The 23,579-nt window shown below is 60.7% G+C and carries 26 protein-coding genes; 21 read left to right on the top strand and 5 right to left on the bottom strand.

The window, feature by feature from the left end; genetic code table 11:
- The first annotated feature begins 2 nt into the window (after positions 1-2).
- Positions 3-1,193, top strand: a complete 1,191-nt coding sequence (locus AC6LJY_RS07885) for an MFS transporter (RefSeq protein ID WP_498135680.1) — start codon at positions 3-5, stop codon at positions 1,191-1,193.
- A gap of 65 nt (positions 1,194-1,258) precedes the next feature.
- A complete protein-coding gene (locus AC6LJY_RS07880) occupies positions 1,259-1,657 on the top strand; it encodes a RidA family protein (protein ID WP_498135679.1) in 399 nt (132 codons plus the stop codon).
- Between the two features lie 12 nt (positions 1,658-1,669).
- Here AC6LJY_RS07880 and AC6LJY_RS07875 read toward each other — a convergent pair whose 3' ends face one another.
- Complete coding sequence (locus tag AC6LJY_RS07875; protein WP_143215426.1) at positions 1,670-2,581, bottom strand: LysR family transcriptional regulator; 912 nt, start codon at positions 2,579-2,581, stop codon at positions 1,670-1,672.
- A gap of 121 nt (positions 2,582-2,702) precedes the next feature.
- On the opposite strand from AC6LJY_RS07875, the gene AC6LJY_RS07870 reads away from it, so the two are divergent.
- Both AC6LJY_RS07870 and AC6LJY_RS07865 read left to right on the top strand, forming a co-directional pair.
- Positions 2,703-3,857, top strand: a complete 1,155-nt coding sequence (locus AC6LJY_RS07870) for a DSD1 family PLP-dependent enzyme (protein ID WP_498135678.1) — start codon at positions 2,703-2,705, stop codon at positions 3,855-3,857.
- Positions 3,858-3,922: 65 nt separating this feature from the next.
- Positions 3,923-4,195, top strand: coding sequence for a hypothetical protein (locus AC6LJY_RS07865; protein WP_046805806.1), 273 nt, complete (start codon positions 3,923-3,925; stop codon positions 4,193-4,195).
- A 22-nt stretch (positions 4,196-4,217) separates the two neighbouring features.
- Here AC6LJY_RS07865 and AC6LJY_RS07860 read toward each other — a convergent pair whose 3' ends face one another.
- Positions 4,218-4,520, bottom strand: a complete 303-nt coding sequence (locus AC6LJY_RS07860) for a DUF2513 domain-containing protein (RefSeq protein ID WP_046805836.1) — start codon at positions 4,518-4,520, stop codon at positions 4,218-4,220.
- A gap of 124 nt (positions 4,521-4,644) precedes the next feature.
- Between AC6LJY_RS07860 and AC6LJY_RS07855 the strand changes: the two genes are divergently transcribed.
- The 5 genes from AC6LJY_RS07855 (at position 4,645) to AC6LJY_RS07835 (ending at position 7,238) form a co-directional block, all read left to right on the top strand.
- On the top strand, positions 4,645-5,043 hold the full coding sequence (locus tag AC6LJY_RS07855) for a hypothetical protein (RefSeq protein ID WP_498135677.1): 399 nt from the start codon (positions 4,645-4,647) through the stop codon (positions 5,041-5,043).
- A 95-nt stretch (positions 5,044-5,138) separates the two neighbouring features.
- Positions 5,139-5,459: a hypothetical protein gene (locus tag AC6LJY_RS07850; RefSeq protein WP_498135676.1), complete on the top strand. Its 321-nt coding sequence runs from the start codon at positions 5,139-5,141 to the stop codon at positions 5,457-5,459.
- Positions 5,460-5,829: 370 nt separating this feature from the next.
- Complete coding sequence (locus AC6LJY_RS07845) at positions 5,830-6,033, top strand: cold-shock protein (RefSeq protein WP_006220190.1); 204 nt, start codon at positions 5,830-5,832, stop codon at positions 6,031-6,033.
- Between the two features lie 131 nt (positions 6,034-6,164).
- On the top strand, positions 6,165-6,728 hold the full coding sequence (locus AC6LJY_RS07840) for a DUF924 family protein (RefSeq protein WP_485859015.1): 564 nt from the start codon (positions 6,165-6,167) through the stop codon (positions 6,726-6,728).
- A 303-nt stretch (positions 6,729-7,031) separates the two neighbouring features.
- Positions 7,032-7,238, top strand: coding sequence for a cold-shock protein (locus AC6LJY_RS07835; protein WP_006225311.1), 207 nt, complete (start codon positions 7,032-7,034; stop codon positions 7,236-7,238).
- A 146-nt stretch (positions 7,239-7,384) separates the two neighbouring features.
- Here AC6LJY_RS07835 and AC6LJY_RS07830 read toward each other — a convergent pair whose 3' ends face one another.
- Positions 7,385-7,930, bottom strand: a complete 546-nt coding sequence (locus AC6LJY_RS07830; protein ID WP_046805801.1) for a TIGR00645 family protein — start codon at positions 7,928-7,930, stop codon at positions 7,385-7,387.
- Between the two features lie 263 nt (positions 7,931-8,193).
- Between AC6LJY_RS07830 and loiP the strand changes: the two genes are divergently transcribed.
- From loiP to lon, 5 genes are all read left to right on the top strand, one after another.
- Positions 8,194-8,949, top strand: a complete 756-nt coding sequence (loiP, locus tag AC6LJY_RS07825) for a metalloprotease LoiP (RefSeq protein WP_006220185.1) — start codon at positions 8,194-8,196, stop codon at positions 8,947-8,949.
- Positions 8,950-9,113: 164 nt separating this feature from the next.
- Entirely contained in the window at positions 9,114-10,424 is a 1,311-nt protein-coding gene (gene tig / locus AC6LJY_RS07820) for a trigger factor (RefSeq protein ID WP_046805800.1), read from the top strand.
- Between the two features lie 4 nt (positions 10,425-10,428).
- Positions 10,429-11,082, top strand: a complete 654-nt coding sequence (clpP, locus tag AC6LJY_RS07815; RefSeq protein ID WP_006220183.1) for an ATP-dependent Clp endopeptidase proteolytic subunit ClpP — start codon at positions 10,429-10,431, stop codon at positions 11,080-11,082.
- Between the two features lie 101 nt (positions 11,083-11,183).
- Positions 11,184-12,482, top strand: coding sequence for an ATP-dependent Clp protease ATP-binding subunit ClpX (gene clpX, locus AC6LJY_RS07810; RefSeq protein WP_046805799.1), 1,299 nt, complete (start codon positions 11,184-11,186; stop codon positions 12,480-12,482).
- 209 nt (positions 12,483-12,691) lie between these two features.
- On the top strand, positions 12,692-15,142 hold the full coding sequence (gene lon, locus AC6LJY_RS07805) for an endopeptidase La (protein WP_498135675.1): 2,451 nt from the start codon (positions 12,692-12,694) through the stop codon (positions 15,140-15,142).
- Between the two features lie 175 nt (positions 15,143-15,317).
- Here the strand turns inward: lon and lexA are convergent, their stop codons facing one another.
- Together lexA and AC6LJY_RS07795 are read right to left on the bottom strand one after the other, a co-directional pair.
- Complete coding sequence (gene lexA / locus AC6LJY_RS07800; RefSeq protein WP_046805797.1) at positions 15,318-15,965, bottom strand: transcriptional repressor LexA; 648 nt, start codon at positions 15,963-15,965, stop codon at positions 15,318-15,320.
- A 157-nt stretch (positions 15,966-16,122) separates the two neighbouring features.
- The gene (locus tag AC6LJY_RS07795; protein WP_104145018.1) at positions 16,123-17,322 is read right to left on the bottom strand and encodes an amino acid aminotransferase; all 1,200 of its coding nucleotides are present in this window, start codon (positions 17,320-17,322) and stop codon (positions 16,123-16,125) included.
- Positions 17,323-17,398: 76 nt separating this feature from the next.
- Between AC6LJY_RS07795 and uvrB the strand changes: the two genes are divergently transcribed.
- The 7 genes from uvrB (at position 17,399) to hscB (ending at position 23,527) form a co-directional block, all read left to right on the top strand.
- Positions 17,399-19,528 (top strand): excinuclease ABC subunit UvrB, encoded by a 2,130-nt coding sequence (uvrB, locus tag AC6LJY_RS07790; protein WP_319305195.1) that lies wholly within the window; start codon positions 17,399-17,401, stop codon positions 19,526-19,528.
- A gap of 259 nt (positions 19,529-19,787) precedes the next feature.
- Complete coding sequence (locus AC6LJY_RS07785; protein ID WP_046805835.1) at positions 19,788-20,279, top strand: low molecular weight protein-tyrosine-phosphatase; 492 nt, start codon at positions 19,788-19,790, stop codon at positions 20,277-20,279.
- Positions 20,280-20,471: 192 nt separating this feature from the next.
- Entirely contained in the window at positions 20,472-21,014 is a 543-nt protein-coding gene (gene iscR / locus AC6LJY_RS07780; protein WP_006220176.1) for a Fe-S cluster assembly transcriptional regulator IscR, read from the top strand.
- Positions 21,015-21,035: 21 nt separating this feature from the next.
- Positions 21,036-22,247 (top strand): IscS subfamily cysteine desulfurase, encoded by a 1,212-nt coding sequence (locus AC6LJY_RS07775; RefSeq protein WP_046805794.1) that lies wholly within the window; start codon positions 21,036-21,038, stop codon positions 22,245-22,247.
- Between the two features lie 33 nt (positions 22,248-22,280).
- Positions 22,281-22,685, top strand: coding sequence for a Fe-S cluster assembly scaffold IscU (gene iscU, locus AC6LJY_RS07770; protein WP_006220174.1), 405 nt, complete (start codon positions 22,281-22,283; stop codon positions 22,683-22,685).
- A 2-nt stretch (positions 22,686-22,687) separates the two neighbouring features.
- Positions 22,688-23,011: an iron-sulfur cluster assembly protein IscA gene (gene iscA / locus AC6LJY_RS07765; RefSeq protein ID WP_314358940.1), complete on the top strand. Its 324-nt coding sequence runs from the start codon at positions 22,688-22,690 to the stop codon at positions 23,009-23,011.
- A 3-nt stretch (positions 23,012-23,014) separates the two neighbouring features.
- Positions 23,015-23,527 carry a Fe-S protein assembly co-chaperone HscB gene (gene hscB / locus AC6LJY_RS07760; RefSeq protein ID WP_498135674.1) on the top strand — a complete coding sequence of 171 codons (513 nt, stop codon included), beginning with the start codon at positions 23,015-23,017 and terminating at the stop codon, positions 23,525-23,527.
- The last annotated feature ends 52 nt before the right edge of the window (positions 23,528-23,579 follow it).

Here is a 23,579-nt window from a genome sequence, read left to right as displayed (position 1 = left end):
CGGTGTCCAATCCGTATCGTGAGTTATTCAACGCGCCAGGCGCCCTTGGTTTCGTCCTGGCCGGCGCCATCGCGCGCCTGCCGTTGCCGATGATCGGGATCGGCATCATCACGATGCTGTCGGAAGTGCGGGGCGCTTACGGCATGGCGGGCGCTGTTGCCGCCACGTTTGCGTTGGCGACCGCGTTGCTGGCCCCGCGCATTTCGCGGCTGGTGGACCGTCATGGGCAAGGGCGCGTGCTGCCCGTCGCCGCGGGGATCTGCGTGGCCGCATTGCTTGGTTTATCGGCCTGCGTAGAGTGGAACGCGCCGGACTGGACGCTGTTCCTGTTTGCCGCGCTGGCGGGCACGTTGCCCAGCATGCCCGCGATGATCCGTGCGCGTTGGACCGAGATCTTTCGCGACCAGCCGCAACTGCGTACCGCCTATGCGCTGGAGTCGGTCGCTGACGAGGTCAGCTTCATCCTGGGTCCGCCCTTGGCCGTGGGCCTTAGCGTGGCGTTGTTTCCGCAAGCGGGGCCGCTGGTTGCCGCGTTGCTGTTGGCGGTGGGTGTGACGGCTTTCGTCTTGCAGCCCGCCACGGCGCCCACGGTGCAGGCCGTCCCGGCCGGGCGGCAGGCGTCGGTGTTGCGCATGCCGTCGATGTTCGCGCTGGTGGCCATGATGGCGGCCATGGGCGTCATCGTGGGCACCATCGACGTCTTGAGCGTGGCCTTCGCCCGCGCTCAGGGCGTGCCGGCGGGGGCAAGCCTTGTGCTGTCCACCTACGCACTGGGTTCGTGCGTGGCGGGGCTGGTGTTCGGTGTCATGAAGTTCCGGATGCCGCTGGCCCGCCTGCTATCGATCGCGGCGGCCGTGACGGCATTCACGACGTTGCCGCTGCTGCTGGTGAACGACCTGGTGACCTTGGCGTTGGGCGTGTTGCTGGCCGGCCTGTCCTTCGCGCCCACCATGATCATCGCGATGGCATTGGTGGAAAGCAGCGTGCCCGGCCAGCGTCTGACGGAGGGGCTGACCTGGCTGGTCACCGGGCTGGGGGCCGGCGTTGCGGCGGGCGCGGCGATAGCGGGCTGGGTCGTGGATCACCATGGCGTGCAAGCCGGATTCTGGACTGCCACGGTAGCTGGCGCGATCGTGTTGCTGGTGGCTTTGCCCGGCGCGCGCCGGCAGGGGGTGGCACGCGTCCCGCTGTAAAGCAAGGCGTCGCTAGAATGGCGGCTCCGGCGTGCTGTGGGGGCGCGCCGTTCACAGGAGCACGCATGTCCAGAACCGTTGTCAATCCCGATACCGTTTTCAACACCGTCCAGTACGGCTTCAGCCAGGCGGTGATCGTTACCGGGCAGCGCAGAATGCTGTTGTCTGGCCAGGTTGGTGTCGACATTAACGAACGCACCGTTGGCCCCGGGCTGCAAGAACAAACCCAGGCGGCACTGGACAATATCGAACGTGTGCTGGCCGCCGCGGGCACCAACCTGGCCCAGGTCATCATGCTGCGCATCTACATCTGCGAGACCGCGCGAGAGGATCAGGAAGTGATCGCCCAGGCGCTGCGCGCTCGCTTTCCAAACGACCCGCCGCCGTCCTCATGGATCATCGTCAGCGGGCTGTCACTGCCGGAATGGCTGGTGGAGATCGAAGCGGAAGCCATGCTGGATTGACATGGGCTTTGGCTAGGGCTTGTCGCGCCAGGGCGTCGAGGCGAAGGCTTCGCGCAGATGCGCCAGGAAACCGGCGGTGCGGGCCGATTGCTCCTGGCGCGACTTGACCAGCGCCACGACGTTGGCATCCGGCAAGTTCCACCCCGCCAGCAGCGGCACCAGCGCGCGCGCCTTCAGATGTTCCGCCACGTCCCATTCCGAACGCGCAACGATGCCGTGCCCGGCCAAGGCCCACTGCACGGCGGCCGCGCCGGTGTTGCTGGATAGCACCGGCGATACGCGTACGCCCACGGCGGGGCCTCGGCCGCGCTTGAATCGCCATAAGGTCACGTCTTCGTCGTTTTCGCGCAGCGCGATGCAGTCATGGTCGCGCAGGTCTTCCGGTTTGGCGGGCGCGCCATGGCGCGCCAGGTACGCCGGCGACGCGCACAAGATGCGGCGGTTGGGCGCCAGGGGGTAGGCCACCAACGTCGAGTCGCGCAGCTCTCCGATGTGGATCATGACGTCCCAGTTGTCCGTGGCCAAGCGGGGAGGGCCATCGGACAGCGTCAGGCTTGCGGTGATGTTGCCGCTGGTTTTTCGGAATTCCGCCACCAGCGCGGCAACGTAGCGTTGCCCGAAGCCCAGCGGCGCGACGACGCGCAAATGCCCCGCCACCACACCCCGGCGGCCGGCCAATTCGTCGGCCAGATCGCCGAGTTCGCCGCAGATCTGGCCGGCGCGCAACGCCAATAGACGGCCTTCGTCGGTCAGTGCGGTGCCTTTGCCGGATCGGTTTACCAGCCGGACGCCCAGACGCTTTTCCAGTGCATGCAGCCGTTGCGTAACGGCCGGGGGCGTCACGTCCAGCGCCCGGGCGGCCTGCGCAAGCGAGGGCGTCGCCGCGAGACTCAGGAAAAATCGCAGGTCGTCCGTTGTGATCATTCAGTTTCGACTTAATGAAAAATTAAGCTGACATTAAACACGTGCGCGTCGCGTGACGCCATACTTGGACCGACCAAATCAGAATATTCCGCATTGCCTTCGCCTTTTTCGAGACCCACTCATGACTCCCGCCACCCTTGCCGCCACCGTCGACAGCCTTGAAACCCCATGCCTGCTGCTGGACGAAACGCGCATGACGCGCAATATCCAGCGGCTGGCCACGCTGATGGCCAAGCACGGCGTGCAACTGCGCCCACACCTGAAAACGCCTAAGTCGATCGAGGTGGCGCGCCGGGTGATGAGCGGCCCCCACGGGCCGGCCGCTGTTTCGACCTTGCAGGAAGCAGAGCAATTTGCGGCCGCCGGCGTCACCGATCTGCTCTACGCAGTGGGCGTGTCGCCGGGCAAGCTGCCGCGTGTGCTGGCGCTGCGCCAGCGCGGCGTGGACCTGACGGTGGTTGTCGACAGCCTGGACGCGGCGCGCGCGGTAGCGGCGCAGGCGCAGACCAGCGGCGGCGGGATACCCGCGTTGATCGAAATCGATTGCGACGGCCACCGGGCAGGGGTGCAGCCGGGTAACGCCGAGCAATTGCTGGCCATTGCGCGGGTGCTGCACGCGGCCGACAGCCTGCGCGGCGTCATGACGCACGCCGGCGAATCCTATGGCTGCCGCAGCGTCGACGCCATCGCCGACATGGCCGAGCAAGAGCGCGCCGCTGCGGTCGGCTGCGCCCAGACCATCCGTGCGGTTGGACTGCCGTGCCCGGTTGTGAGTGTGGGGTCGACACCCACCGCCCATTTCGCCCGCAACCTGGACGGCGTGACGGAAGTGCGCGCGGGCGTGTATGTGTTTTTCGACTTGGTGATGGCGGGCCTGGGGGTCTGCTCAATGGACGACATCGCCGCCTCGGTGCTCACCACGGTGATCGGACACCAGCCGGATAAGGGCTGGATACTGGTTGACGCCGGGTGGATGGCCATGTCGCGCGACCGCGGCACCGCCAAGCAGGCCGTCGACCAGTTGTACGGCGTGGTCTGCGACGTAAAGGGAAACGTCTACCCCGATCTGCTGTTGGCCGAAACCAACCAGGAGCAGGGCATCATCAAATTGCGCGCGGGCAGCACTGCCCGCCTGCCGGACCTGCCCCTGGGTACCAAGCTGCGCATCCTGCCCAACCACGCCTGCGCAACGTGTGCCCAGCACGAGGCCTACGAAGTCGTTCGACCCGGCGAGCCCGGCGTGGTGGCGCACTGGGAACGGTTTCGCGGCTGGTGAATCGGCGCCCCGCGGGGGGCCGCCTATAATGCGCACGCCTCAACGATTACGGGGGAGACGTTCGCATGCAGTACGAATATTTGTTCTGGTCCATGGCCGCCATGGTGGCGGCCGCGCTGATCGGCGGTTCGCTTTGTGGCCGCCTGCGCTCGGTCAAGCAAGTGCTGCTGGGCGTGCTGGCCCTGGCCGTGGCCATCTGCGCTGCCGTTGTGCTGCTATCTCACCAAGGCGGCTTTGGCGACTTGTCGGCGATGCTGTCCATCGCCGCCTTCATGTTCAGCCTGGTGATCGGCACCGCGGCATCCTTGCTCACGCGGCGCATCCTGCAACGCCGCTGAGCCTTTATCTGTAGCCTTTACATCACTCTTCGGCGTCGAATTCCTCGGCGTCGTCCTCGTCGTCCTCATCCTGCTCCAGCGCGTCGTATCCCTTCCAGGTGATACGCCAGCGCGCGGCACCGGCATTGGCGGCGGTTTCGCTCACTTGCTTGACCAGGCCGGCATCGGCCAACAGGTCCAGATGATGCGCAATGACCTGCAAGCCCTGTTCTTCGGGGTGCGGCGCCAAAGCGGCGTTCTTGATGTCGTGCGTGCTCAGGTTGGGGCCGGGCGCGTCGCGCAGGGCGCCAAGAATCGTGACGACCAAGTCGAAATCGCGTTGCATGATGTTCACCGTAAGAAAAATAGTAGGCTGACAATAGCAGAGTTCCGTGGCGTGAATGCGACGGTGCGCAAGGCCGGGTTACAGTCGATGGTTCTCGACAACCGACACATACCTACAGAACTTTATGAAGAAACCCGCTGAACGCGATTGCCTTGCGGTGATCCCCGGTTATTCGGGCCAGGCCGCCAAGCTTTACCTGACGCGTGGCGAAGACGAGCGCATCGAAGGCGTGACGATTTTCGACTTGCTTGGCCACGTCAAGCAACAAGGCGACGCCGATGCCGCCGCCGCCTGGATCGGCGAATGGCTGGCCCAGGAAGCCGACAACCGCAGGGCGCGCCGTACGCAGCTGCAGGCGCAGATGTTCATCTGCAAGCTCACCGGCGATGACAAGAGTGCGTTCCTGGCCGCCCAGAAGCCGCTGATCCGCGTCCTGACCGATGCAGGGGTGCGCTGCCGTAGCGTAGCGGCCACGTCTGGGGCCGCTCGCCAGTCGCTGGGCCCAAATGTCAAAAAACATTAGGCGAAGGCTGTTATAGTCGCGCCTGGGCGTGAGATTGCACCTTCACGGTGCGTGCGTCCAAGCGGGCCCAGCCCGCTGATCAAGGAAGATTGAACATGGAAATAGTAAGTCGGCACCTTGCCGACGTAGAGGGCGGCGTCGAGCTGCTCACGACGCTGGATGGCGAGCCCATCAGCGTCTACGTGGTGGTGGGCGTAACCGATCTCAATGCGATCGCTGACATCGTCCCCATCGAAAAAGTCGAAGCCGGAGCGGATATACACGCTTCAAATGTCGACAATGTTGATAATGCGCAAGAACAAATCGACCCGGTCCTGGAAAATATGAATCCCGGCGACGTGGCGGTTTTCCTTTGCTCGGGATCCGATGCTTTTGGCGCGGCTCTCGATCTGTTGGGTTTACCTATCGACCAGTAAGCCTGACGGCAAACCAAAGTGCTGATCCGAATGACGTATGAAAGACGTATGCGTTAAGACAGCATTTATATAAGCCCCGATTGTTTTTTTATGTTGTATGGGTGTTTACACCTATGCAGGGACAAGTTTTGCCTATGAAAACGTGCAAATTTTCAACGCAGTTTCTCTTTGTTGCATTATTGGCACGTATTTTTTAGGATTATGTTGACTTGTGAGGGGAACATAACGATAGTGTCGGCACACGATCACAAGCGTTGCGATTTTCGTTCAGTGCCGTGCCTTTTCCGGCTCAGCGTTATTGTTCTACTGTCCCCTCCTTGATTGATTCGTGACCTCCGGGCATTTGCCCATTATCTCTAGGAAATACAGTATGGAAACCGGCGTCGTTAAGTGGTTCAATTCGGAAAAAGGCTATGGCTTCATCACCCCGGAAGCGGGTGGTAAGGATCTGTTCGCTCACTTCTCCGAAATCCAGGGTTCTGGCTTCAAGTCTCTGGAAGAGAACCAGCGCGTCAGCTTTGTGACGGCCAATGGCCCCAAGGGCCCGCAAGCCACGAAGATTCAGGTCCTGTAAAGGTCTGAGTTTTCGCAAAAAAGCCCCTTCGGGGGCTTTTTTTGTTTTTGCGGCGCGCTATTCTGCACCTGCCAGCGCGGCCACAGCGCCGCGCTGGCCTGTACCGCTTCAATGTCTTCAGGACGGCTTCCATGACTGCTTCTTCGCCGATGGCCCTAACCACGCAACCGACCGATGTCGTGGCCTTCTGGGCCGATGCAGGGCCGCAGCAGTGGTATCGCAAAAGCGATGCGTTCGACGCCGAGTTCCGGCAGCGCTTCGAAACGGCGCATTGGGCCGCCGCGTCGCGGCAGCTAGATGCCTGGCAAGAAGATGCCGATGGCGCGCTGGCCCTGATGATTTTGCTGGATCAGTTTCCTCGCAACGCGTATCGCGGCACGGCGCATATGTTCGCCACCGACCCATTGGCGCAGTATTTCGCCGAACGGGCTATCGCGGCAGGGCACGATCTGGCGGTGCAGCCGGTGATGCGGCAATTCTTCTACATGCCGTTCGAGCATTCGGAAAGCCTGGTCATGCAAAACCGTGGGGTTGCGCTGATGGAGCCGCTGGAGCCGGATACGCTGCGCTGGGCCATCTTGCATCGGGACATCATCAAGCGCTTTGGTCGCTTCCCGCATCGCAATGCCGTGTTGGGGCGACAGACCACTCAGGCCGAACATGAGTTCCTGGCTGCCGGCGGATTTGCCGGCTGACCGAGCTTGCACCCCATGCGCTGACGCGAAGTCAGTGGGTATCGGCATGTATCTTTTCATACCAATGTGAAAATATTCGTCCTTATATGCCCCGCGCCTGCCGACAACCTTCGCGCATGCGTCGACCATTCGCATATTTGACGTTTTTCCGGGTTCACCAATACACTGAGTTCAGCGAGATTTTCAAGCGACGCGGTCTGCGTCAACTTGTCGCCGTCAGTGGTGCTGCGGTTGCTTCCTCTCCCATCCTTGATGATCTGGCGCCCCGCGAGAAATCGCATCTTTTAGGTTCAAGGACAATCCATGGCAACCGGCATCGTTAAGTGGTTCAACGCCGAAAAGGGTTACGGCTTCATCATGCCCGACGACGGCAGCAAAGACCTTTTCGCCCATTACTCTGAAATCCGCAGCGAAGGCTATAAGTCCCTGCAGGAAAACCAGCGCGTCACCTTCGAGGTTGGTACCGGTCCCAAGGGTCCCAGCGCCAAAAACATCAAGGTCGCGGCCTGACGCTTTGCGGGTAGCGCCCCGGGTGCGCCCGGTGTTCGGCCCATAAAAAAGCCCCCACACGCAATGTGTGGAGGCTTTTTTTTACGACAAACGCAACGCGTCGGCGCGCGCGTCTTAATGCCTTGCTGTCTTAGTGCCTTAGTGCCTTAGTGCTTATGCACGGCCGGAGTCGACAGCTTGTCGACCAGCGCGATACCCAATGCGGACAGTATGAACAACGCGTGGATGATTGTTTGCCACATGACGCCGGCTTCGGTGAAACGCGCGTTCGGCGTACCGATCGTGCCCGCCTCGATGAACGTGCGCAGCAAGTGGATGGACGAGATGCCGATGATCGCCATCGCCAGTTTCACCTTCAGCACGCTGGCGTTCACGTGGCTTAGCCATTCCGGTTGATCCGGATGGTTCTGCAAGCGCAGTCGTGACACGAAGGTTTCGTATCCGCCGACGATCACCATGACAAGCAGGTTCGAGATCATGACCACGTCGATCAAGCCCAACACCAGCAGCATGATTTCCATTTCGCCAAAGCTGTTGGCGTGGGTCAGCAGGTGCCATAGCTCTTTCAGGAACAGCATGACGTAGACGCCTTGCGCCACGATCAGCCCAAGGTACAGCGGCAATTGCAGCCAGCGCGAACTGAAGATCAAACTGGGCAATAGGCCCAGGCGGGGAGGGGAGGGTTCAATCATGTTGGGTGCGAGCCATTTGTTGTTTGCGATAAAAGCGCGGCGGCAATTCTAACAACGCCAAGACGACGCCGGCAGCAGATTTTTATGACAAAGCCGCGTCGTGTCGTCGCGGCCCGCTAGCACTTCCGCACAGGGTTTGCCCGACTTTTATGTAAGCGAAACTGCCATTTGCGAAACTCTGTGGCGAAACGCTTGGAGCGCTTTCGGCATATATAGAATTGCCGCCTCGCTCGCATAGAGTCAGTCAAGAGGAGTTTGTTCCCATGAAGATCCGCTACACCGTTGCCGCGTTGACCGTCGCGCTTGCCCCTTATTCCGCGTCGCATGCCTTCGACATCGGCGGCCTGGTGGGCGCCGGCAGCAAGGTTGTGCAAGCTGCCACCTTGAGCGACGCCGAAATCAAGACCTTGTCGGACAAGGCGTGCGCGCAAAGCGATTCCCAAGAAAAGATTGCCGCGCCGGGCAGCAAGTACGATGCGCGTCTGCAAAAGATCGCCAAGGCGCTGGGCGGCACCGTCAATGGTCAAAAGGCCAACTACAAGGTCTACATCACCAAGGACGTCAATGCCTGGGCCATGGCCAACGGCTGCATCCGCGTCTATAGCGGCTTGATGGACATGATGACGGACGACGAAGTCATGGGCGTGGTCGGCCACGAAATCGGCCACGTTGCGCTGGGCCATAGCAAGAAGGCCATGCAAACTGCCTACACCGTGTCCGCCGCGCGCGATGCCGCCGGTGCCGCGGGTGGCGCCACGGTTGCAGCTCTGAATTCGTCGCAATTGGGTGACCTGACCGAAAAGTTCATCAACGCGCAGTTCTCGCAATCACAGGAAAGCGCTGCGGACGACTATTCGTTCGATCAGTTGCAGGCCAAGAAGCTCAATACGCGGGGCTTGGTCACGGCTTTCCAGAAGCTTGCCGAGCTTGATGGCGGCAAGAGCGATATGATGAGCTCGCACCCGTCCTCGGCCAAGCGCGCTCAACACATCGAAGACCGCATCGCCAAGGCCAAATAAGGCGTCAAAGCGACGTTCGCCCTCCCTTTTCGGGCGGAAAACGGGGCGCGAGTATCCGGGCAATTCCGGGGCTCGCGCCCCTTTGCGTCAGGGTTCCGGAAGTTTCCGGTAAAATGGCGCGTTTATCCGCCCGTAATCTCATCTCTCGGAAAATAGGTCTTTTAATGCAGCCTGTGGTTGAAACCCTCTCCGGCCTGGAGCGCCGTGTTGATCTGGCCGTCTCGGTGGCCGACGTCGAAAAGGAAGTCCAGGCGCAATTAAAGCGCGTGGCTCGCACCGCCAAGGTCCCCGGCTTCCGCCCGGGTAAAGCTCCGCTCGCCATGCTCGAGCGTAGCCATGGCCCCAGCATTCGCTACGACGTGATCAATAGCCAAGTTGGCCGTGCCTTCGAACAAGCCATCGACGGCGCCAAGCTGCGCGTCGCTGGCGCCCCGAACCTCGAACCCAAGACTGAAGGCGTTACCGACGACACGCTGGCGTTCACCGCCACGTTCGAGGTCTACCCTGAAGTTGCCGTGCCGGATCTGTCGGCGCTGGCTGTCACGCGCTACGAAACCGCCGTCACCGACGCCGAAGTTCAACAAACCCTGGACGTTCTGCGCAAGCAGCGCGCCACGTTCGAAGCCCGTGAAGGCCGCGCCGCGCAAGATGGCGACCGCGTCACGCTGGACTTCGCCGGCACCATCGACGGCGTGCCGTTCGAAGGCGGCAAGGCCGAAGACTTCCCGTTCGTGCTCGGCCAAGGCCGCATGCTGCCGGAATTCGAAGAAGCCGCTCGCGGCCTGAAGGCTGGCGAAACCAAGGTCTTCGAACTGAAGTTCCCGGATGACTACCAAGGCGTGGAAGTCGCCGGCAAGACCGCCGAATTCACCATTACCGTCAAGGAAGTGGCTGAAGGCGTTCTGCCCGAACTGAACAGCGAATTCGCCAAGTCCCTCGGCCAAGCCGAAGGCGACGTCGAAAAGCTGAAGGCCGACATCCGCAGCAACATCGAGCGCGAAGTCAAGGTCCGTTCGGCTGGCCGCACCAAGTCCAGCGTCATGGACGCCTTGGTCGAAGCCGGCAAGTTCGACGTGCCGAAGGCGCTGGTCGACAACGACGTTCAAGGCCGTGTCGCCGCTGCCCGCGAAGAGCTCAAGCAGCGTGGCATCCCCAACGCCGAGTCCGTGCCGATCCCGGCTGAAGCTTTCTCGACCGAATCCGAACGCCGTGTCCGCCTGGGCCTGCTGGTGTCGGAACTGGTCAAGCAAGCCCAGTTGCAAGCCAAGCCCGAGCAAGTTCGTGCGCGCATTGAAGAATTCGCGGAAAACTACGAACAACCCGCTCAGGTTGTCAGCTATTACCTGGCTGACCGCCAGCGTCGTGCTGAAATCGAGGCTATCGTGCTGGAAGACAATGTCGTCGCGCACGTTCTGGAAAAAGCTAAGGTCACCGAAGAAAAGGTGCCTTTCGATCAGTTGATGGGGATGGCGTAACACTATGCAGAGATTCACCGATTTCTATGCGGCAATGAATGGCGGGTCTTCGGTGACCCCCACCGGCCTGGGCTACATTCCCATGGTTATCGAGCAGTCGGGGCGCGGCGAGCGCGCCTACGACATCTATTCGCGTCTGCTCCGCGAACGGCTCATTTTCCTGGTGGGTCCGGTCAATGACGCAACGGCCAACCTGGTTGTGGCGCAGTTGCTGTTCCTGGAATCGGAGAATCCTGACAAGGACATTTCCCTGTACATCAACTCGCCTGGCGGGTCGGTGTATGCGGGAATGGCCATTTTTGACACCATGCAGTTCATCAAGCCGGACGTATCGACCCTGTGCACCGGCCTGGCGGCCAGCATGGGCGCGTTCCTGCTGGCGGCTGGCAAGAAGGGCAAGCGTTTCACGCTGCCCAACTCCCGGATCATGATCCACCAGCCGTCGGGCGGCGCCCAGGGCCAAGCGTCCGACATCCAGATCCAGGCTCGCGAGATCCTGGACCTGCGCGAACGTCTTAACCGGATCCTGGCCGACAACACCGGCCAGTCGATGGAGCGAATCGGCCTGGACACGGAACGTGACAACTTCATGTCCGCCGAAGATGCGGTATCGTATGGATTGGTGGACAAGGTGATGAGCTCCCGCTCGGAAGGCTGACTTCCAGGTTGATCCGAACCCGCTGCCACCAAGTTTGAGTAAGCGCATGCGCTGGACCCGTTATCGGTCTGGCGCATCTTTACCTGAGATACGAAACAAATATGCCTGAAAAAAAGGGATCGGCAGACGCAAAAGTGCTGCATTGCTCGTTTTGCAATAAAAGCCAGCATGAAGTCCGCAAGCTGATCGCGGGTCCGTCGGTGTTCATCTGTGATGAATGCATAGATCTGTGCAACGACATCATCCGCGAGGAAGCGCAAGCGACCGCGCGCGCGGCGATTCGTTCCGAGCTGCCCACTCCGGCCGAAATCAAGACCTTCCTCGATCAGTACGTCATTGGGCAGAACTCGCCCAAGCGCATGCTGGCCGTGGCGGTTTACAACCATTACAAGCGCATTCGTCACGGCGAGATCAAGGGTGACGAAGTCGAGCTCTCCAAGAGCAACATCATGCTGATCGGGCCCACGGGCTCGGGCAAGACGCTGTTGGCGCAGACTTTGGCGCGCATGCTGAATGTGCCTTTCGTCATGGCTGACGCCACGACGCTGACCGAAGCCGGCTACGTCGGCGAAGACGTCGAGAACATCATTCAGAAGTTGCTGCAAAACTGCAACTACGAAGTCGAGAAAGCGCAACGCGCCATTATCTACATCGACGAAATCGATAAGATTTCCCGCAAGTCGGACAACCCATCCATTACGCGCGACGTTTCCGGCGAAGGCGTGCAGCAGGCGTTGCTCAAGCTGATCGAAGGTACGGTTGCCTCGGTACCCCCGCAAGGCGGACGCAAGCATCCGAACCAGGACTTCGTGCAAGTGGACACGACCAACATCCTGTTCATCGTGGGCGGCGCCTTCGACGGACTGGAAAAGGTCATCCGTGACCGTACCGAAAAGTCCGGCATCGGGTTCTCGGCCTCGGTACGTGCCAAATCCGAACGCGGTGTAGGCGAGCTGTTCTCGGAAGTCGAACCCGAAGATCTGATCAAGTTCGGCTTGATCCCGGAACTGGTGGGTCGTCTGCCCGTGGTCGCCACGCTGGACGAGCTGGACGAAGCGGCATTGGTTCAGATCCTTACCGAGCCGAAAAACGCTTTGCTCAAGCAATTCCAGAAGCTGTTCGCCATGGAAGGCGCCGAGCTGGACCTGCGTCCTGCGGCATTGAAGGCGATTGCCCGCAAGGCGCTCAAGCGTAAGACGGGTGCCCGGGGCTTGCGTTCGATCATCGAACAAACGCTTTTGGACACCATGTATGAGTTGCCTTCGCAGGGCAACGTAAAGCGTGTGGTCGTCGACGAGAACGCAATCGAAGGCGAGGGCAAGCCCTTGCTTATCTATGCGGACGAAGCCGGCGAATCCGACAAGCCGGAGCGTGGAGAAGTCCGCGACGCTGCAGCCTGATATTTCAAAAAAGCCCGTTCCTGTAACGGGTTTTTTTGCCGTAGGAGTGCCCTCCGGGGCATTTTTTTTTGCCTTTTGCCTATCCGGCAGCCGGGATCTTGAATTTTCGGCTATTGTTCCCATAACAGACGTAACTGACGCGGATAGCCCGGGTACTCTCTCCCAGGCTCCCCGTCCCCGATACGCCGAGTCATACCGAGGAACCTCCTATGTCTGCCAGCCAGACCCTGCCTTCCGACCCGATCGACCTGCCTTTGCTCCCACTTCGCGACGTCGTGGTGTTTCCGCACATGGTCATCCCGCTGTTCGTCGGCCGTCCGCGCTCTATTCGCGCGCTCGAGGTTGCGATGGAAGCGGGCAAAAGCATCATGCTGGTGGCCCAAAAATCCGCCGGCAAGGATGATCCCACCCCCGAAGACGTCTACGAGATCGGCTGCGTTGCCGGCATCCTCCAGATGCTCAAATTGCCCGACGGCACCGTTAAGGTTCTGGTCGAAGGCACTCAGCGTGCCCGCATCAACAGCATCGAAGATGCCGATTCGCATTTCACCTGCCAGGTGACGCCGATCGAGCCGGACGCCATGCAGGGCTCCGAAACCGAGGCCCTGCGCCGCGCGATCGTTGCCCAGTTCGAACAGTACGTAAAGCTCAACAAGAAGATCCCTCCGGAGATCCTGACCTCGTTGGCCGGCATCGACGATGCGGGTCGCCTGGCTGACACGATCGCCGCGCATCTTCCGCTGAAGCTCGAGCAGAAGCAAAAAATGCTCGAGATCGTCGGCACGTCCGAGCGCCTTGAAGGTCTGCTTACCCAGCTGGAAACCGAAATCGACATTCTTCAGGTCGAGAAGCGGATTCGCGGCCGCGTGAAGAAGCAGATGGAAAAGAGCCAGCGCGACTACTACTTGAATGAGCAGGTCAAAGCCATTCAGAAGGAGTTGGGCGAGGGCGAAGAGGGCGCGGACCTCGAAGAGCTTGAAAAGAAGATCATCGCTGCCCACATGCCCAAAGAGGCGCGTAAAAAGGCCGATGCCGAGCTCAAGAAGCTCAAGCTCATGTCGCCCATGTCGGCCGAAGCCACCGTGGTGCGCAACTACATCGATACGCTCATCAACCTCCCCTGGAGGAAGAAGAGCAAGATCAACAACTCGATCGCCAACGCCGAGACGGTGCTGGACAACGACCATTACGGTCTGGAAAAGGTCAAGGAACGCATTCTCGAATATCTTGCCGTGCAACAGCGCGTAGACAAGGTCAAGGCACCGATCCTGTGCCTGGTCGGCCCCCCGGGCGTCGGCAAGACCTCGCTGGGCCAGTCCATTGCCAAGGCCACGAACCGCAAGTTCGTGCGTATGGCGCTGGGCGGCGTGCGTGACGAGGCCGAGATCCGAGGCCATCGCCGTACTTACATCGGTTCGATGCCCGGCAAGATCGTGCAGAACATGTCCAAGGTCGGCGTGCGCAATCCCTTGTTCCTGCTTGATGAAATCGACAAGCTGGGCATGGACTTCCGCGGCGATCCTTCTTCGGCGTTGCTTGAAGTGCTGGACCCGGAACAAAACCACACGTTCCAGGACCACTACATCGAAGTCGACTTCGATTTGTCCGACGTCATGTTCGTCGCCACCAGCAACACGCTGAACATCCCGCCGGCTCTGTTGGACCGTATGGAAGTGATCCGCCTGTCCGGTTACACGGAAGAGGAAAAGATCCATATCGCTCGCGACCATCTGCTGCCCAAGCTGATGCAGAACAACGGCGTGAAGGACAACGAACTGACGGTCGATGACAGTGCGCTGCGCGATATCGTTCGCTATTACACCCGGGAAGCCGGTGTGCGCGCCCTTGAACGCGAAGTGGGCAAGATCTGCCGCAAGGTCATCAAGCAGTTGCTGACCCAGAATGATCGTGCCAAGGCGGAAGGCAAGACCATCGAGGTCAAGCCGGTCAACGTCACGGGCGACAACCTGAGCGACTACCTGGGCGTGCGCCGCTATACCTTCGGCATGGCCGAGAAGGAAAACCAGATTGGTCAGGTGACCGGTCTGGCCTGGACCGAGGTCGGTGGCGATCTGCTGACAATCGAAGTGGCGGACATGCCGGGTAAGGGCGTGATCCAGCGTACGGGTTCGCTTGGCGACGTGATGAAGGAATCGGTGGAAGCGGCTCGCACGGTGGTGCGGTCCCGCGCTCGTCGCCTGGGCTTTGCCGACAGCGTCTTCGAGAAGCACGACATGCACGTCCACGTGCCGGAAGGTGCGACGCCCAAGGACGGCCCGTCCGCGGGTATCGCCATCACCACGGCCATGGTTTCGGCGTTGTCGCGCATTCCGGTTCGCGCCAATGTTGCCATGACCGGTGAGATCACGCTGCGCGGCGAAGTGCTGCCTATCGGTGGCCTGAAGGAAAAGCTGCTGGCGGCCCACCGTGGCGGTATCAAGACGGTCTTGATTCCCGAGGAAAACGTCAAGGACTTGGCGGAGATCCCGGATAACGTCAAGAACCAACTTGAGATCGTGCCGGTCCGCTGGATCGACAAGGTGCTGGAATTAGCGTTGGAGCGTCTGCCGGAGCCTCTGGCCGAGGAAGAAGCCGTCAAAGACGCGCTGGTGACCAAGCCTGCCGAGCCCGGCTCGACGGACCCGGTTCTGAAGCACTGATCAGCTGGTATGGCTGGACGTCCGAAGTATGGTCGCCCAACAAAAAACCCCGCCACGTGGCGGGGTTTTTTATGGCCATCGTTTTGGCCATCGCGGTGACTTTGGCTATGGCTATTGCCAAGCGAACGCTACGGCAAGGCTAGGCAGACCGTGCCTGATCTACCCCCGTGCCGCGTCAGTGCAACGCGTGCGTACGGATTAAACCGACGGCGATGCCTTCCAGCGCGAACTCTTGGTCTGCTTCAACGATGATGGTTTGAAAGTCCGGATTTTCCGGCAGCAGTTCGATGTGCCCATTGGTGCGTTGCAGGCGCTTGACCGTCACGTCGTCGCCCAAACGTGCCACGACGATCTGGCCGTTGCGCGCTTCAGAGGCCTTCTTCACCGCAAGCAAGTCACCTTCCAGAATGCCCGCATCTCGCATGCTCATGCCGCGCACCTTCAGCAGGTAATCGGGCGCTTGGGCAAAAAGATGGGGGTCCACGCCAACCTCGCGTTCGACGTGTTCGGCCGCAAGGATAGGGCTGCCTGCCGCAACGCGCCCGACCAACGGCAGCAGCAACTGCGCCAAAGAAGGTATGGCCAGAGACGTCTGAGACTGGGAGGGCCCGTCTTTCAAGCGTATGCCGCGCGAGGCGCCGGCGGTGAGCTCGATGGCTCCCTTGCGGGCTAATGCCTTAAGGTGGTCTTCTGCCGCATTCGGTGAACGGAAACCAAGGGCCTGGGCGATTTCGGCACGCGTTGGCGGGAAGCCCGTGCGCGTGACGGTCTGCCGGATGAGGTCCAGGATTTGTTGCTGGCGGTCGGTGAGTTTGCTGGCCATGGCGATGATCCGGTATGAGCGGACTGTACATATATACAGCGCCATTCTGGGGGACGTAGCGGAAAAAAGCAAGCCGGCGGCGGGCCCGAAAGCAAAACGGAGCCTTAGGGCTCCGTTTCGTCATAACAGGGCCGTGGACGGCCCGTACTGGCAGGGGTTACAGCACGGCGGCGATGCCGGCAGCTACCTTGTCAATGTTGCCGCTGTTCAGCGCAGCCACGCAGATGCGGCCGCTGGACACCGCGTACACGCCATGCTCTTCGCGCAGGCGATCCACTTGAGCCGACGTCAGGCCCGAGTACGAGAACATGCCGCGTTGCTGCAGGACAAAGCTGAAGTCCTGCTTGGCGCCGTGTTCCTTGATCTTTTCCACCAATTGCTTGCGCATCAGGCGGATGCGGTCGCGCATGCCGGCAAGTTCTTCTTCCCACATGGCGAACAGTTCCGGCGTGTTCAGCACCGTCGACACCACCGTCCCGCCGTGGGTTGGCGGGTTGGAATAGTTGGTGCGAATGACGCGCTTGAGCTGGCTCAGGACGCGGCCCGCCGCTTCCTTGCTGCCAGCGACGATCGTCAGTGCGCCCACGCGTTCACCGTAAAGCGAGAACGACTTCGAGAACGACGAGCTGATGAACATGGTCATGTCCAGATCGGCGAACATGCGCACGACAGCGGCGTCCTCGGTCAGACCCTCGCCAAAGCCCTGGTAGGCGATGTCCAGGAACGGAACCAGGTTGTTTTCCTTCACAACCGCGGCGATCTGCTTCCATTGCTCCGGCGTGGGGTCCACACCGGTCGGGTTGTGGCAGCACGCGTGCAGCACGACGACGGTCTGCGCCGGGGCTGCCTTCAAGTCCGCCAGCATGGCTTCGAAGTTCAGGCCGCGAGTGGAGGCGTCATAGTACGAATACGTGCCGACCTCAAAGCCGGCGCGCTCGAACAGCGCACGGTGGTTTTCCCAGCTGGGGTTGCTGATCAACACCTTGGAAGAGGGCAGCAATTGGCGCAGGAAGTCGGCGCCAATCTTAAGCGCGCCGGTGCCGCCCAGCGCTTGGGTGGTCAACACGCGACCGGCTGCGGCCAGCGCGGAATCCTTACCCAGCAACAGGGCTTGAGCTCCCTGGTTGTAGCCGGCGATGCCTTCGATGGGCAAATAGCCGCGAGCGGCGGCCGCTTCGATGCGGGCGGTTTCGGCCTTGCGAACGGCGCCCAACAAGGGGATCCGTCCCTGGTCGTCGTAGTACACGCCCACGCCCAGGTTGACTTTACCCGGACGCGTGTCCGCGTTGAATTGTTCGTTCAGACCAAGAATGGGGTCGCGCGGCGCGAGTTCGACGGAATCGAAAAGGTTGCTCATGGGACTCTGATGAGGATGGGTGGACGCAGTACGAGGTGCTGTGGATAATGGGGGGTTTACCCTGGAACAGTCTAGCATGCCAAACAGCCCAATAGACCCGAGCGGCGCGGGAGATCTGGCCCAGAATCTCGCTGGAAATGCCGTGGTACCAGTATCGGCTGACGCACCGCCCGTTGCTGGCGCGGAACCGCGCTTTGTGGAATATCCCGGTAGCCCGTTCCAGCTGTTCCAGCCCTATCCTCCGGCCGGCGATCAGCCCACCGCGATCAACGGGTTGACCCAGGGTATCGAAGACGGCCTGATGTTCCAGACGCTGCTGGGCGTGACGGGCTCGGGCAAGACCTACACCATGGCGAATGTGATCGCGCGGTTGGGACGCCCTGCGCTGGTGTTGGCGCCCAACAAAACGCTTGCGGCGCAGCTATATGCCGAAATGCGGGAGTTCTTTCCGAAGAACGCGGTCGAGTATTTCGTTTCGTACTACGACTATTACCAGCCCGAGGCCTATGTCCCGACGCGCGACCTGTTCATTGAAAAGGATTCGTCCATCAATGAGCACATCGAACAAATGCGTCTATCGGCTACCAAGAGCCTGCTTGAACGCCGCGACACCATTATTGTCGGCACGGTGTCTTGCATCTACGGTATTGGTAATCCCGGCGACTACCACGCGATGGTTTTGATTCTGCGCAGCGGTGACCAGATCTCGCGGCGGGAAATCCTGGCGCGTCTGGTTGCCATGCAATACACCCGCAATGACGCCGAATTCACGCGGGGGGCGTTCCGGGTCCGTGGCGAAACCATCGACATCTTCCCGGCAGAAAGCCCCGAGCTGGCGCTGCGCCTGACGCTTTTTGATGACGAGATCGAAAGCCTGGAGTTGTTTGATCCCCTGACGGGCCGCATTCGGCAAAAGCTGCCACGGTTTACCGTGTATCCCGGGTCGCATTACGTCACCCCGCGCGATACGGTTCTGCGCGCGATTGAAACGATTAAGGTGGAACTGCGAGAGCGTGTCAAACGCTTCGTGGACGACGGCCATCTGGTCGAAGCCCAGCGGCTGGAACAGCGCACGCGGTTCGATCTGGAAATGCTGCAGGAGTTAGGCTTTTGCAAGGGGATCGAAAACTACTCCCGCCACCTGTCCGGCGCCGCACCAGGCGAGCCGCCACCCACGTTGATCGATTACCTGCCGTCCGACGCGCTGATGTTCATCGACGAAAGCCACGTGACTATTGGCCAGCTCAGCGCCATGTATCGCGGCGACCGGTCGCGCAAGGAAACGTTGGTGCAATATGGGTTCCGGTTGCCATCCGCGATGGACAATCGGCCCCTCAAGCTTGAAGAATTCGAGGCGCGGATGCGCCAATGCGTCTTCGTGTCGGCCACGCCAGCGGCTTACGAGAAAGAACACGCTGACAACGTCGTTGAGCAGGTCGTTCGGCCCACCGGCTTGGTCGATCCTTTGGTCGAGGTATTGCCGGCCCGCACCCAGGTGGACGACTTGCTGGGCCAAATTAAGGCGCGGGTATCGGTGGGCGAGCGGGTGCTGGTCACCACCCTGACCAAACGCATGGCTGAGGATTTGACGGATTTTCTTAGCGAACACGGCGTCAAGGTGCGCTACTTGCACTCCGACATTGATACCGTCGAGCGCGTGGAAATCCTGCGCGACCTGCGCCTGGGCACCTTTGATGTGTTGGTGGGCATCAACCTGCTGCGCGAGGGGCTGGATATTCCCGAAGTTTCGCTCGTGGCAATTCTTGACGCCGACAAGGAAGGCTTCCTCCGATCCGAACGCAGCTTGATCCAGACGATTGGCCGGGCGGCCCGCAACTTGAACGGCCACGCCATTCTCTATGCAGACCGCATTACGGATTCGATGCAGCGCGCGATGGAGGAAACCAGCCGTCGGCGCGCCAAGCAGCTGCAGTTCAATATCGACAATGGCATTACGGCGCGCGGCGTCCGCAAGGCCGTGCGTGAGCTGATCGACGGCATCGTCGCGCCAGTGCAGCACGACGCCCTCGAAGCCGCCGTGCCGGCCGAGTTCCTCAAGGACGAGAAGGCCTTGGCTCGCGAGTTGAAGCGCTTGGAGAAGCTGATGATGGACCACGCTCGAAATCTGGAATTCGAGCAGGCCGCTGCCGCGCGCGATGCGCTTACCGCGCTGAAGCAACGTGTTCTTCTTGATGGGGCCGTATAAGCGCTCGCGCCGCGCAGCGCGTCGGTATGGGCTGACAGGTAGCTGACATAATGCTGAAAATGGTGCGGAGGACGGTCGATATGCGCGCACAGCAGGAAAGGGCGCCTGGCGCCCACTGGGGGTGGAGGGGTGACGTTTAAATATCTCGATAACTAATTGATATTAAAGGGATGTTTTAACGCTCGGGCCGACCTTTACTCATTTGTTTCTTTGCAAAAAAAGCTTGCCTTATCTCGGGTTTTCCCTCACACTTACTCCCATGATGACCAAGGTACTTTTCGTTTGCATGGGCAATATCTGTCGCTCGCCGAGCGCAGAGGGCGTGTTTCGCCATTTGGTGAATGACGCGGGGTTGAGCGACGTTGTTCGCATTGACTCTGCGGGCACGCATGCGTTTCATATCGGCGAGGCGCCTGATGCCCGGGCGCAGGCTGCGGCACGTAAACGCGGCTACGAGATCACGCACTGTGAGGCCCGTCAGGTCACCGCAGAGGATTTCCGCGACTTCGATCTTATCCTCGCCATGGATTGGGACAACCTGTCTGCGATGCAGCAGCAGTGCCCCAAGACCTATCAGCACAAGCTGATGCTGCTGATGCGCTTCGCCAATGAGTTTGAAGAGGCCACTGTGCCCGATCCTTACTACGGCGGCGCGGATGGTTTTGGCAAGGTTCTCGATTACTTGGAAGACGCCTGCCAAGGTGTCCTGGAATTGGTCCGCAAGCGCGCTACCCAGTACCAAGCGGCCTGACCGCTTTTCCGTAGAGCCGCCCACAGTGCGGCTCTTGGGGTACATGGCAACGAAAAAACCGCGCAACAGCGCGGTTTTTTCTGGCCAGGAGCCATACCAAATTAGTCGGGAATAGGCTATACTTGACCCAATTACTCGGGTATTGACCGCCGGATTCGCTGGCGGCCATTGCCGAATCACAGGGAACCCACCATGCGGCTAACTACCAAAGGGCGTTTCGCCGTGACTGCCATGATCGATCTCGCGATGCGCCAGCACAGCGGCCCGGTCACTCTTGCGGCCATCAGCCAGCGTCAAAACATCTCGCTTTCCTATCTGGAACAGCTGTTCGGGAAATTGCGTCGCCACGAACTCGTGGACAGCGTGCGCGGCCCGGGCGGCGGTTATTCGCTTGCGCGCCTTGCACGCAATGTGACCGTCGCGGACATCATCTTTGCAGTGGACGAGCCGCTGGACGCCACCAGCTGTGGCGGCAAGCGCGACTGTACAAGCGGCAATGACGGCAAGCCCGGCAAGTGCATGACGCACGAACTCTGGGCGACGTTGAACCGCAAGATGGTCGATTACCTGGATTCGGTGTCCCTGCAAGATCTGGTCGATCAGCAGCGCGTGCGCCAGTTGCAGGAAGCCAGCAATCAAGCGCAGGCCTGCGCAGTACGTGTCAATCGGGTGGGCGGCGCCAATGCCGCTGCCAATTCCCCGACCACGACCGTCGCGGCTAACGCCACCGTATAAGCAGTATCAGGAGTTGTAGACATGACCACCCGTCCGATTTATTTTGATTATTCGGCCACCACCCCCGTCGACCCGCGCGTCGTGGACAAGATGGTGCCGTGGCTGTACGAGAACTTCGGCAATCCGGCCTCCCGTAGCCATGCGTATGGTTGGGATTCGGAAGAAGCCGTCGAACGCGCCCGCGAAGAAGTCGCCAAGCTGGTCAACGCCGACCCGCGAGAGATCGTCTGGACTTCTGGCGCGACCGAGTCCAATAACCTAGCCATCAAGGGCGCTGCGAATTTCTACGCGGAACGCGGCAAGCACGTCATCACCGTCAAGACCGAGCACAAAGCGGTGCTTGATACCTGTCGCGAGCTGGAGCGCCAGGGTTTTGAAGTCACCTACCTGAACGTGAAGGACGACGGTCTGATCGACCTGGACACGTTCAAAGCCGCGCTGCGACCTGATACGGTGCTGGTGTCGGTGATGATGGTGAACAACGAAATCGGCGTTATCCAGGACATCGAATCGCTGGGCGAAATCTGCCGCGAAAAGGGCATCATTTTCCACGTCGACGCCGCTCAGGCGACTGGCAAGGTGGAAATCGACCTGCAAAAGCTGAAGGTTGATCTGATGTCGTTTTCGGCGCACAAGACGTACGGCCCGAAGGGTATCGGCGCGCTGTATGTGCGTCGCAAGCCGCGCATCCGTATCGAAGCGCAAATGCACGGTGGCGGCCACGAGCGCGGTTTCCGCTCGGGCACGCTGGCTACGCACCAGATTGTCGGCATGGGCGAGGCTTTCCGCCTGGCGCGCGAAGAAATGGGTACCGAGAACGAGCGCATCCGCATGCTGCGTGATCGGCTGTGGAATGGCCTGTCGCAGATCGAAGAGGTCTATCTGAACGGCGACATGGACCAGCGTGTACCGCACAACTTGAACGTCAGCTTCAACTATGTCGAAGGCGAGTCCCTGATCATGGCGATCAAGGAACTGGCCGTTTCCAGCGGCTCGGCTTGCACGTCTGCCAGCTTGGAACCGTCGTACGTATTGCGTGCCCTGGGCCGCAATGACGAACTGGCGCACAGTTCCATCCGTTTCACGCTCGGCCGCTTCACGACCGAAAAGGAAGTGGACTACGCGATCGAATTGCTCAAGAGCCGCGTTGGCAAGCTGCGCGATATGTCGCCGCTGTGGGAAATGGCCAAGGAAGGCATTGACTTGAACACCGTGCAGTGGGCCGCGCACTAAGCGCCCGCGCCAAGAAATACGTGGAGAAATAACATGTCTTACAGCACCAAAGTTCTGGATCACTACGAAAACCCGCGCAACGTCGGTTCGTTCGACAAGTCGGACGAATCGGTTGGCACCGGCATGGTCGGCGCGCCCGCCTGTGGCGACGTCATGAAGCTGCAGATCAAGGTCAATGAAGCCGGCGTGATCGAAGACGCGCGTTTCAAGACCTACGGCTGCGGCTCCGCCATTGCGTCCAGCTCGCTCGTGACCGAATGGGTCAAGGGCAAGACGCTGGATCAAGCGATGAACATCCGCAACACGCAGATCGCCGAAGAATTGGCGCTGCCGCCGGTGAAGGTGCACTGTTCCATCCTGGCCGAAGACGCTATCAAGGCCGCGGTGCAGAACTACAAAGAGAAGCATTCGGCCCCGGCCGAAGCGGTGGCAGGCTGATCATGTCCGTTACCCTGACCCAACAGGCTGCCACCCACATCGGCCGCTACTTGCAAAAGCGCGGAAAGGGTATCGGCTTGCGGCTCGGCGTTAGGACGACGGGCTGTTCCGGCATGGCCTACAAGTTGGAATATGTGGACGACTCGACGCCGGAAGACGTCGTGTTCGAAAGCTTCGGCGTAAAGGTCTTCATTGACCCCAAAAGCCTTGCTTACCTGGACGGAACCGAGCTTGATTACGCCCGGGAAGGCCTGAACGAAGGCTTCAAGTTCCGCAACCCCAACGAGAAGGCGACCTGCGGCTGCGGCGAGTCGTTCACGGTGTAAGTCTTGGCTGTAGACGACCATTTCAGCCTGTTCGGCTTGCCGGCCCGCTTTGACCTGGATGCGCAAGCACTGGAAACGTCGTGGCGAGCTGTCGCGGCGCAGGTGCATCCCGATCGCTATGCCACCGCCAGCCCCGCCGAGCGCCGTGTCGCCATGCAATGGGCCGCACGAGCCAACGAGGCGTATCGCGTTTTGCGCGATCCCTTGCTGCGGGCCCGCTATCTGTGCGAACAGGCGGGCGTGGACCTGCAGACCGAGAGCAACACGTCCATGGACACGGCGTTCTTGATGCAGCAGATGACGTGGCGCGAAATGCTGGACGACGCGCGTGACGACGCTGACGCGCTGGCGGCCCTGCGCACGGAACTGGACGAGGCTCGCGTGTCGATGCGCGCCACGCTCAAGCGCCTGCTGGACGATGAGCACGACCATGCCGCCGCGGGCCTTAAGGTACGCGAATGGATGTTCGTGGAAAAACTGGCGCAAGAGCTGGCGCACGCCCAGCCCGCTGGATAGCCAACGCTGCGTTGTGGCGCCCGAGCACCGGGTGCCTGCACATCGCCGCCAA

The organism is Achromobacter sp. RT286_PF, from assembly GCF_059760425.1.
The sequence above is the reverse complement of the archived record's forward strand: the minus strand, read 5'-3'. Positions and strand labels throughout refer to the sequence as shown.

Excerpts from the sequence above, each read along its gene's own strand:
- AC6LJY_RS07880 (WP_498135679.1), top strand. The coding sequence starts at position 1,259 with ATGTCCAGAACCGTTGTCAATCCCGATACCGTTTTCAACACCGTCCAG.
- AC6LJY_RS07875 (WP_143215426.1), bottom strand. The coding sequence starts at position 2,581 with ATGATCACAACGGACGACCTGCGATTTTTCCTGAGTCTCGCGGCGACG.
- AC6LJY_RS07870 (WP_498135678.1), top strand. The coding sequence starts at position 2,703 with ATGACTCCCGCCACCCTTGCCGCCACCGTCGACAGCCTTGAAACCCCA.
- AC6LJY_RS07865 (WP_046805806.1), top strand. The coding sequence starts at position 3,923 with ATGCAGTACGAATATTTGTTCTGGTCCATGGCCGCCATGGTGGCGGCC.
- AC6LJY_RS07860 (WP_046805836.1), bottom strand. The coding sequence starts at position 4,520 with ATGCAACGCGATTTCGACTTGGTCGTCACGATTCTTGGCGCCCTGCGC.
- AC6LJY_RS07855 (WP_498135677.1), top strand. The coding sequence starts at position 4,645 with ATGAAGAAACCCGCTGAACGCGATTGCCTTGCGGTGATCCCCGGTTAT.
- AC6LJY_RS07850 (WP_498135676.1), top strand. The coding sequence starts at position 5,139 with ATGGAAATAGTAAGTCGGCACCTTGCCGACGTAGAGGGCGGCGTCGAG.
- AC6LJY_RS07845 (WP_006220190.1), top strand. The coding sequence starts at position 5,830 with ATGGAAACCGGCGTCGTTAAGTGGTTCAATTCGGAAAAAGGCTATGGC.
- AC6LJY_RS07840 (WP_485859015.1), top strand. The coding sequence starts at position 6,165 with ATGACTGCTTCTTCGCCGATGGCCCTAACCACGCAACCGACCGATGTC.
- AC6LJY_RS07835 (WP_006225311.1), top strand. The coding sequence starts at position 7,032 with ATGGCAACCGGCATCGTTAAGTGGTTCAACGCCGAAAAGGGTTACGGC.
- AC6LJY_RS07830 (WP_046805801.1), bottom strand. The coding sequence starts at position 7,930 with ATGATTGAACCCTCCCCTCCCCGCCTGGGCCTATTGCCCAGTTTGATC.
- loiP (WP_006220185.1), top strand. The coding sequence starts at position 8,194 with ATGAAGATCCGCTACACCGTTGCCGCGTTGACCGTCGCGCTTGCCCCT.
- tig (WP_046805800.1), top strand. The coding sequence starts at position 9,114 with ATGCAGCCTGTGGTTGAAACCCTCTCCGGCCTGGAGCGCCGTGTTGAT.
- clpP (WP_006220183.1), top strand. The coding sequence starts at position 10,429 with ATGCAGAGATTCACCGATTTCTATGCGGCAATGAATGGCGGGTCTTCG.
- clpX (WP_046805799.1), top strand. The coding sequence starts at position 11,184 with ATGCCTGAAAAAAAGGGATCGGCAGACGCAAAAGTGCTGCATTGCTCG.
- lon (WP_498135675.1), top strand. The coding sequence starts at position 12,692 with ATGTCTGCCAGCCAGACCCTGCCTTCCGACCCGATCGACCTGCCTTTG.
- lexA (WP_046805797.1), bottom strand. The coding sequence starts at position 15,965 with ATGGCCAGCAAACTCACCGACCGCCAGCAACAAATCCTGGACCTCATC.
- AC6LJY_RS07795 (WP_104145018.1), bottom strand. The coding sequence starts at position 17,322 with ATGAGCAACCTTTTCGATTCCGTCGAACTCGCGCCGCGCGACCCCATT.
- uvrB (WP_319305195.1), top strand. The coding sequence starts at position 17,399 with ATGCCAAACAGCCCAATAGACCCGAGCGGCGCGGGAGATCTGGCCCAG.
- AC6LJY_RS07785 (WP_046805835.1), top strand. The coding sequence starts at position 19,788 with ATGATGACCAAGGTACTTTTCGTTTGCATGGGCAATATCTGTCGCTCG.
- iscR (WP_006220176.1), top strand. The coding sequence starts at position 20,472 with ATGCGGCTAACTACCAAAGGGCGTTTCGCCGTGACTGCCATGATCGAT.
- AC6LJY_RS07775 (WP_046805794.1), top strand. The coding sequence starts at position 21,036 with ATGACCACCCGTCCGATTTATTTTGATTATTCGGCCACCACCCCCGTC.
- iscU (WP_006220174.1), top strand. The coding sequence starts at position 22,281 with ATGTCTTACAGCACCAAAGTTCTGGATCACTACGAAAACCCGCGCAAC.
- iscA (WP_314358940.1), top strand. The coding sequence starts at position 22,688 with ATGTCCGTTACCCTGACCCAACAGGCTGCCACCCACATCGGCCGCTAC.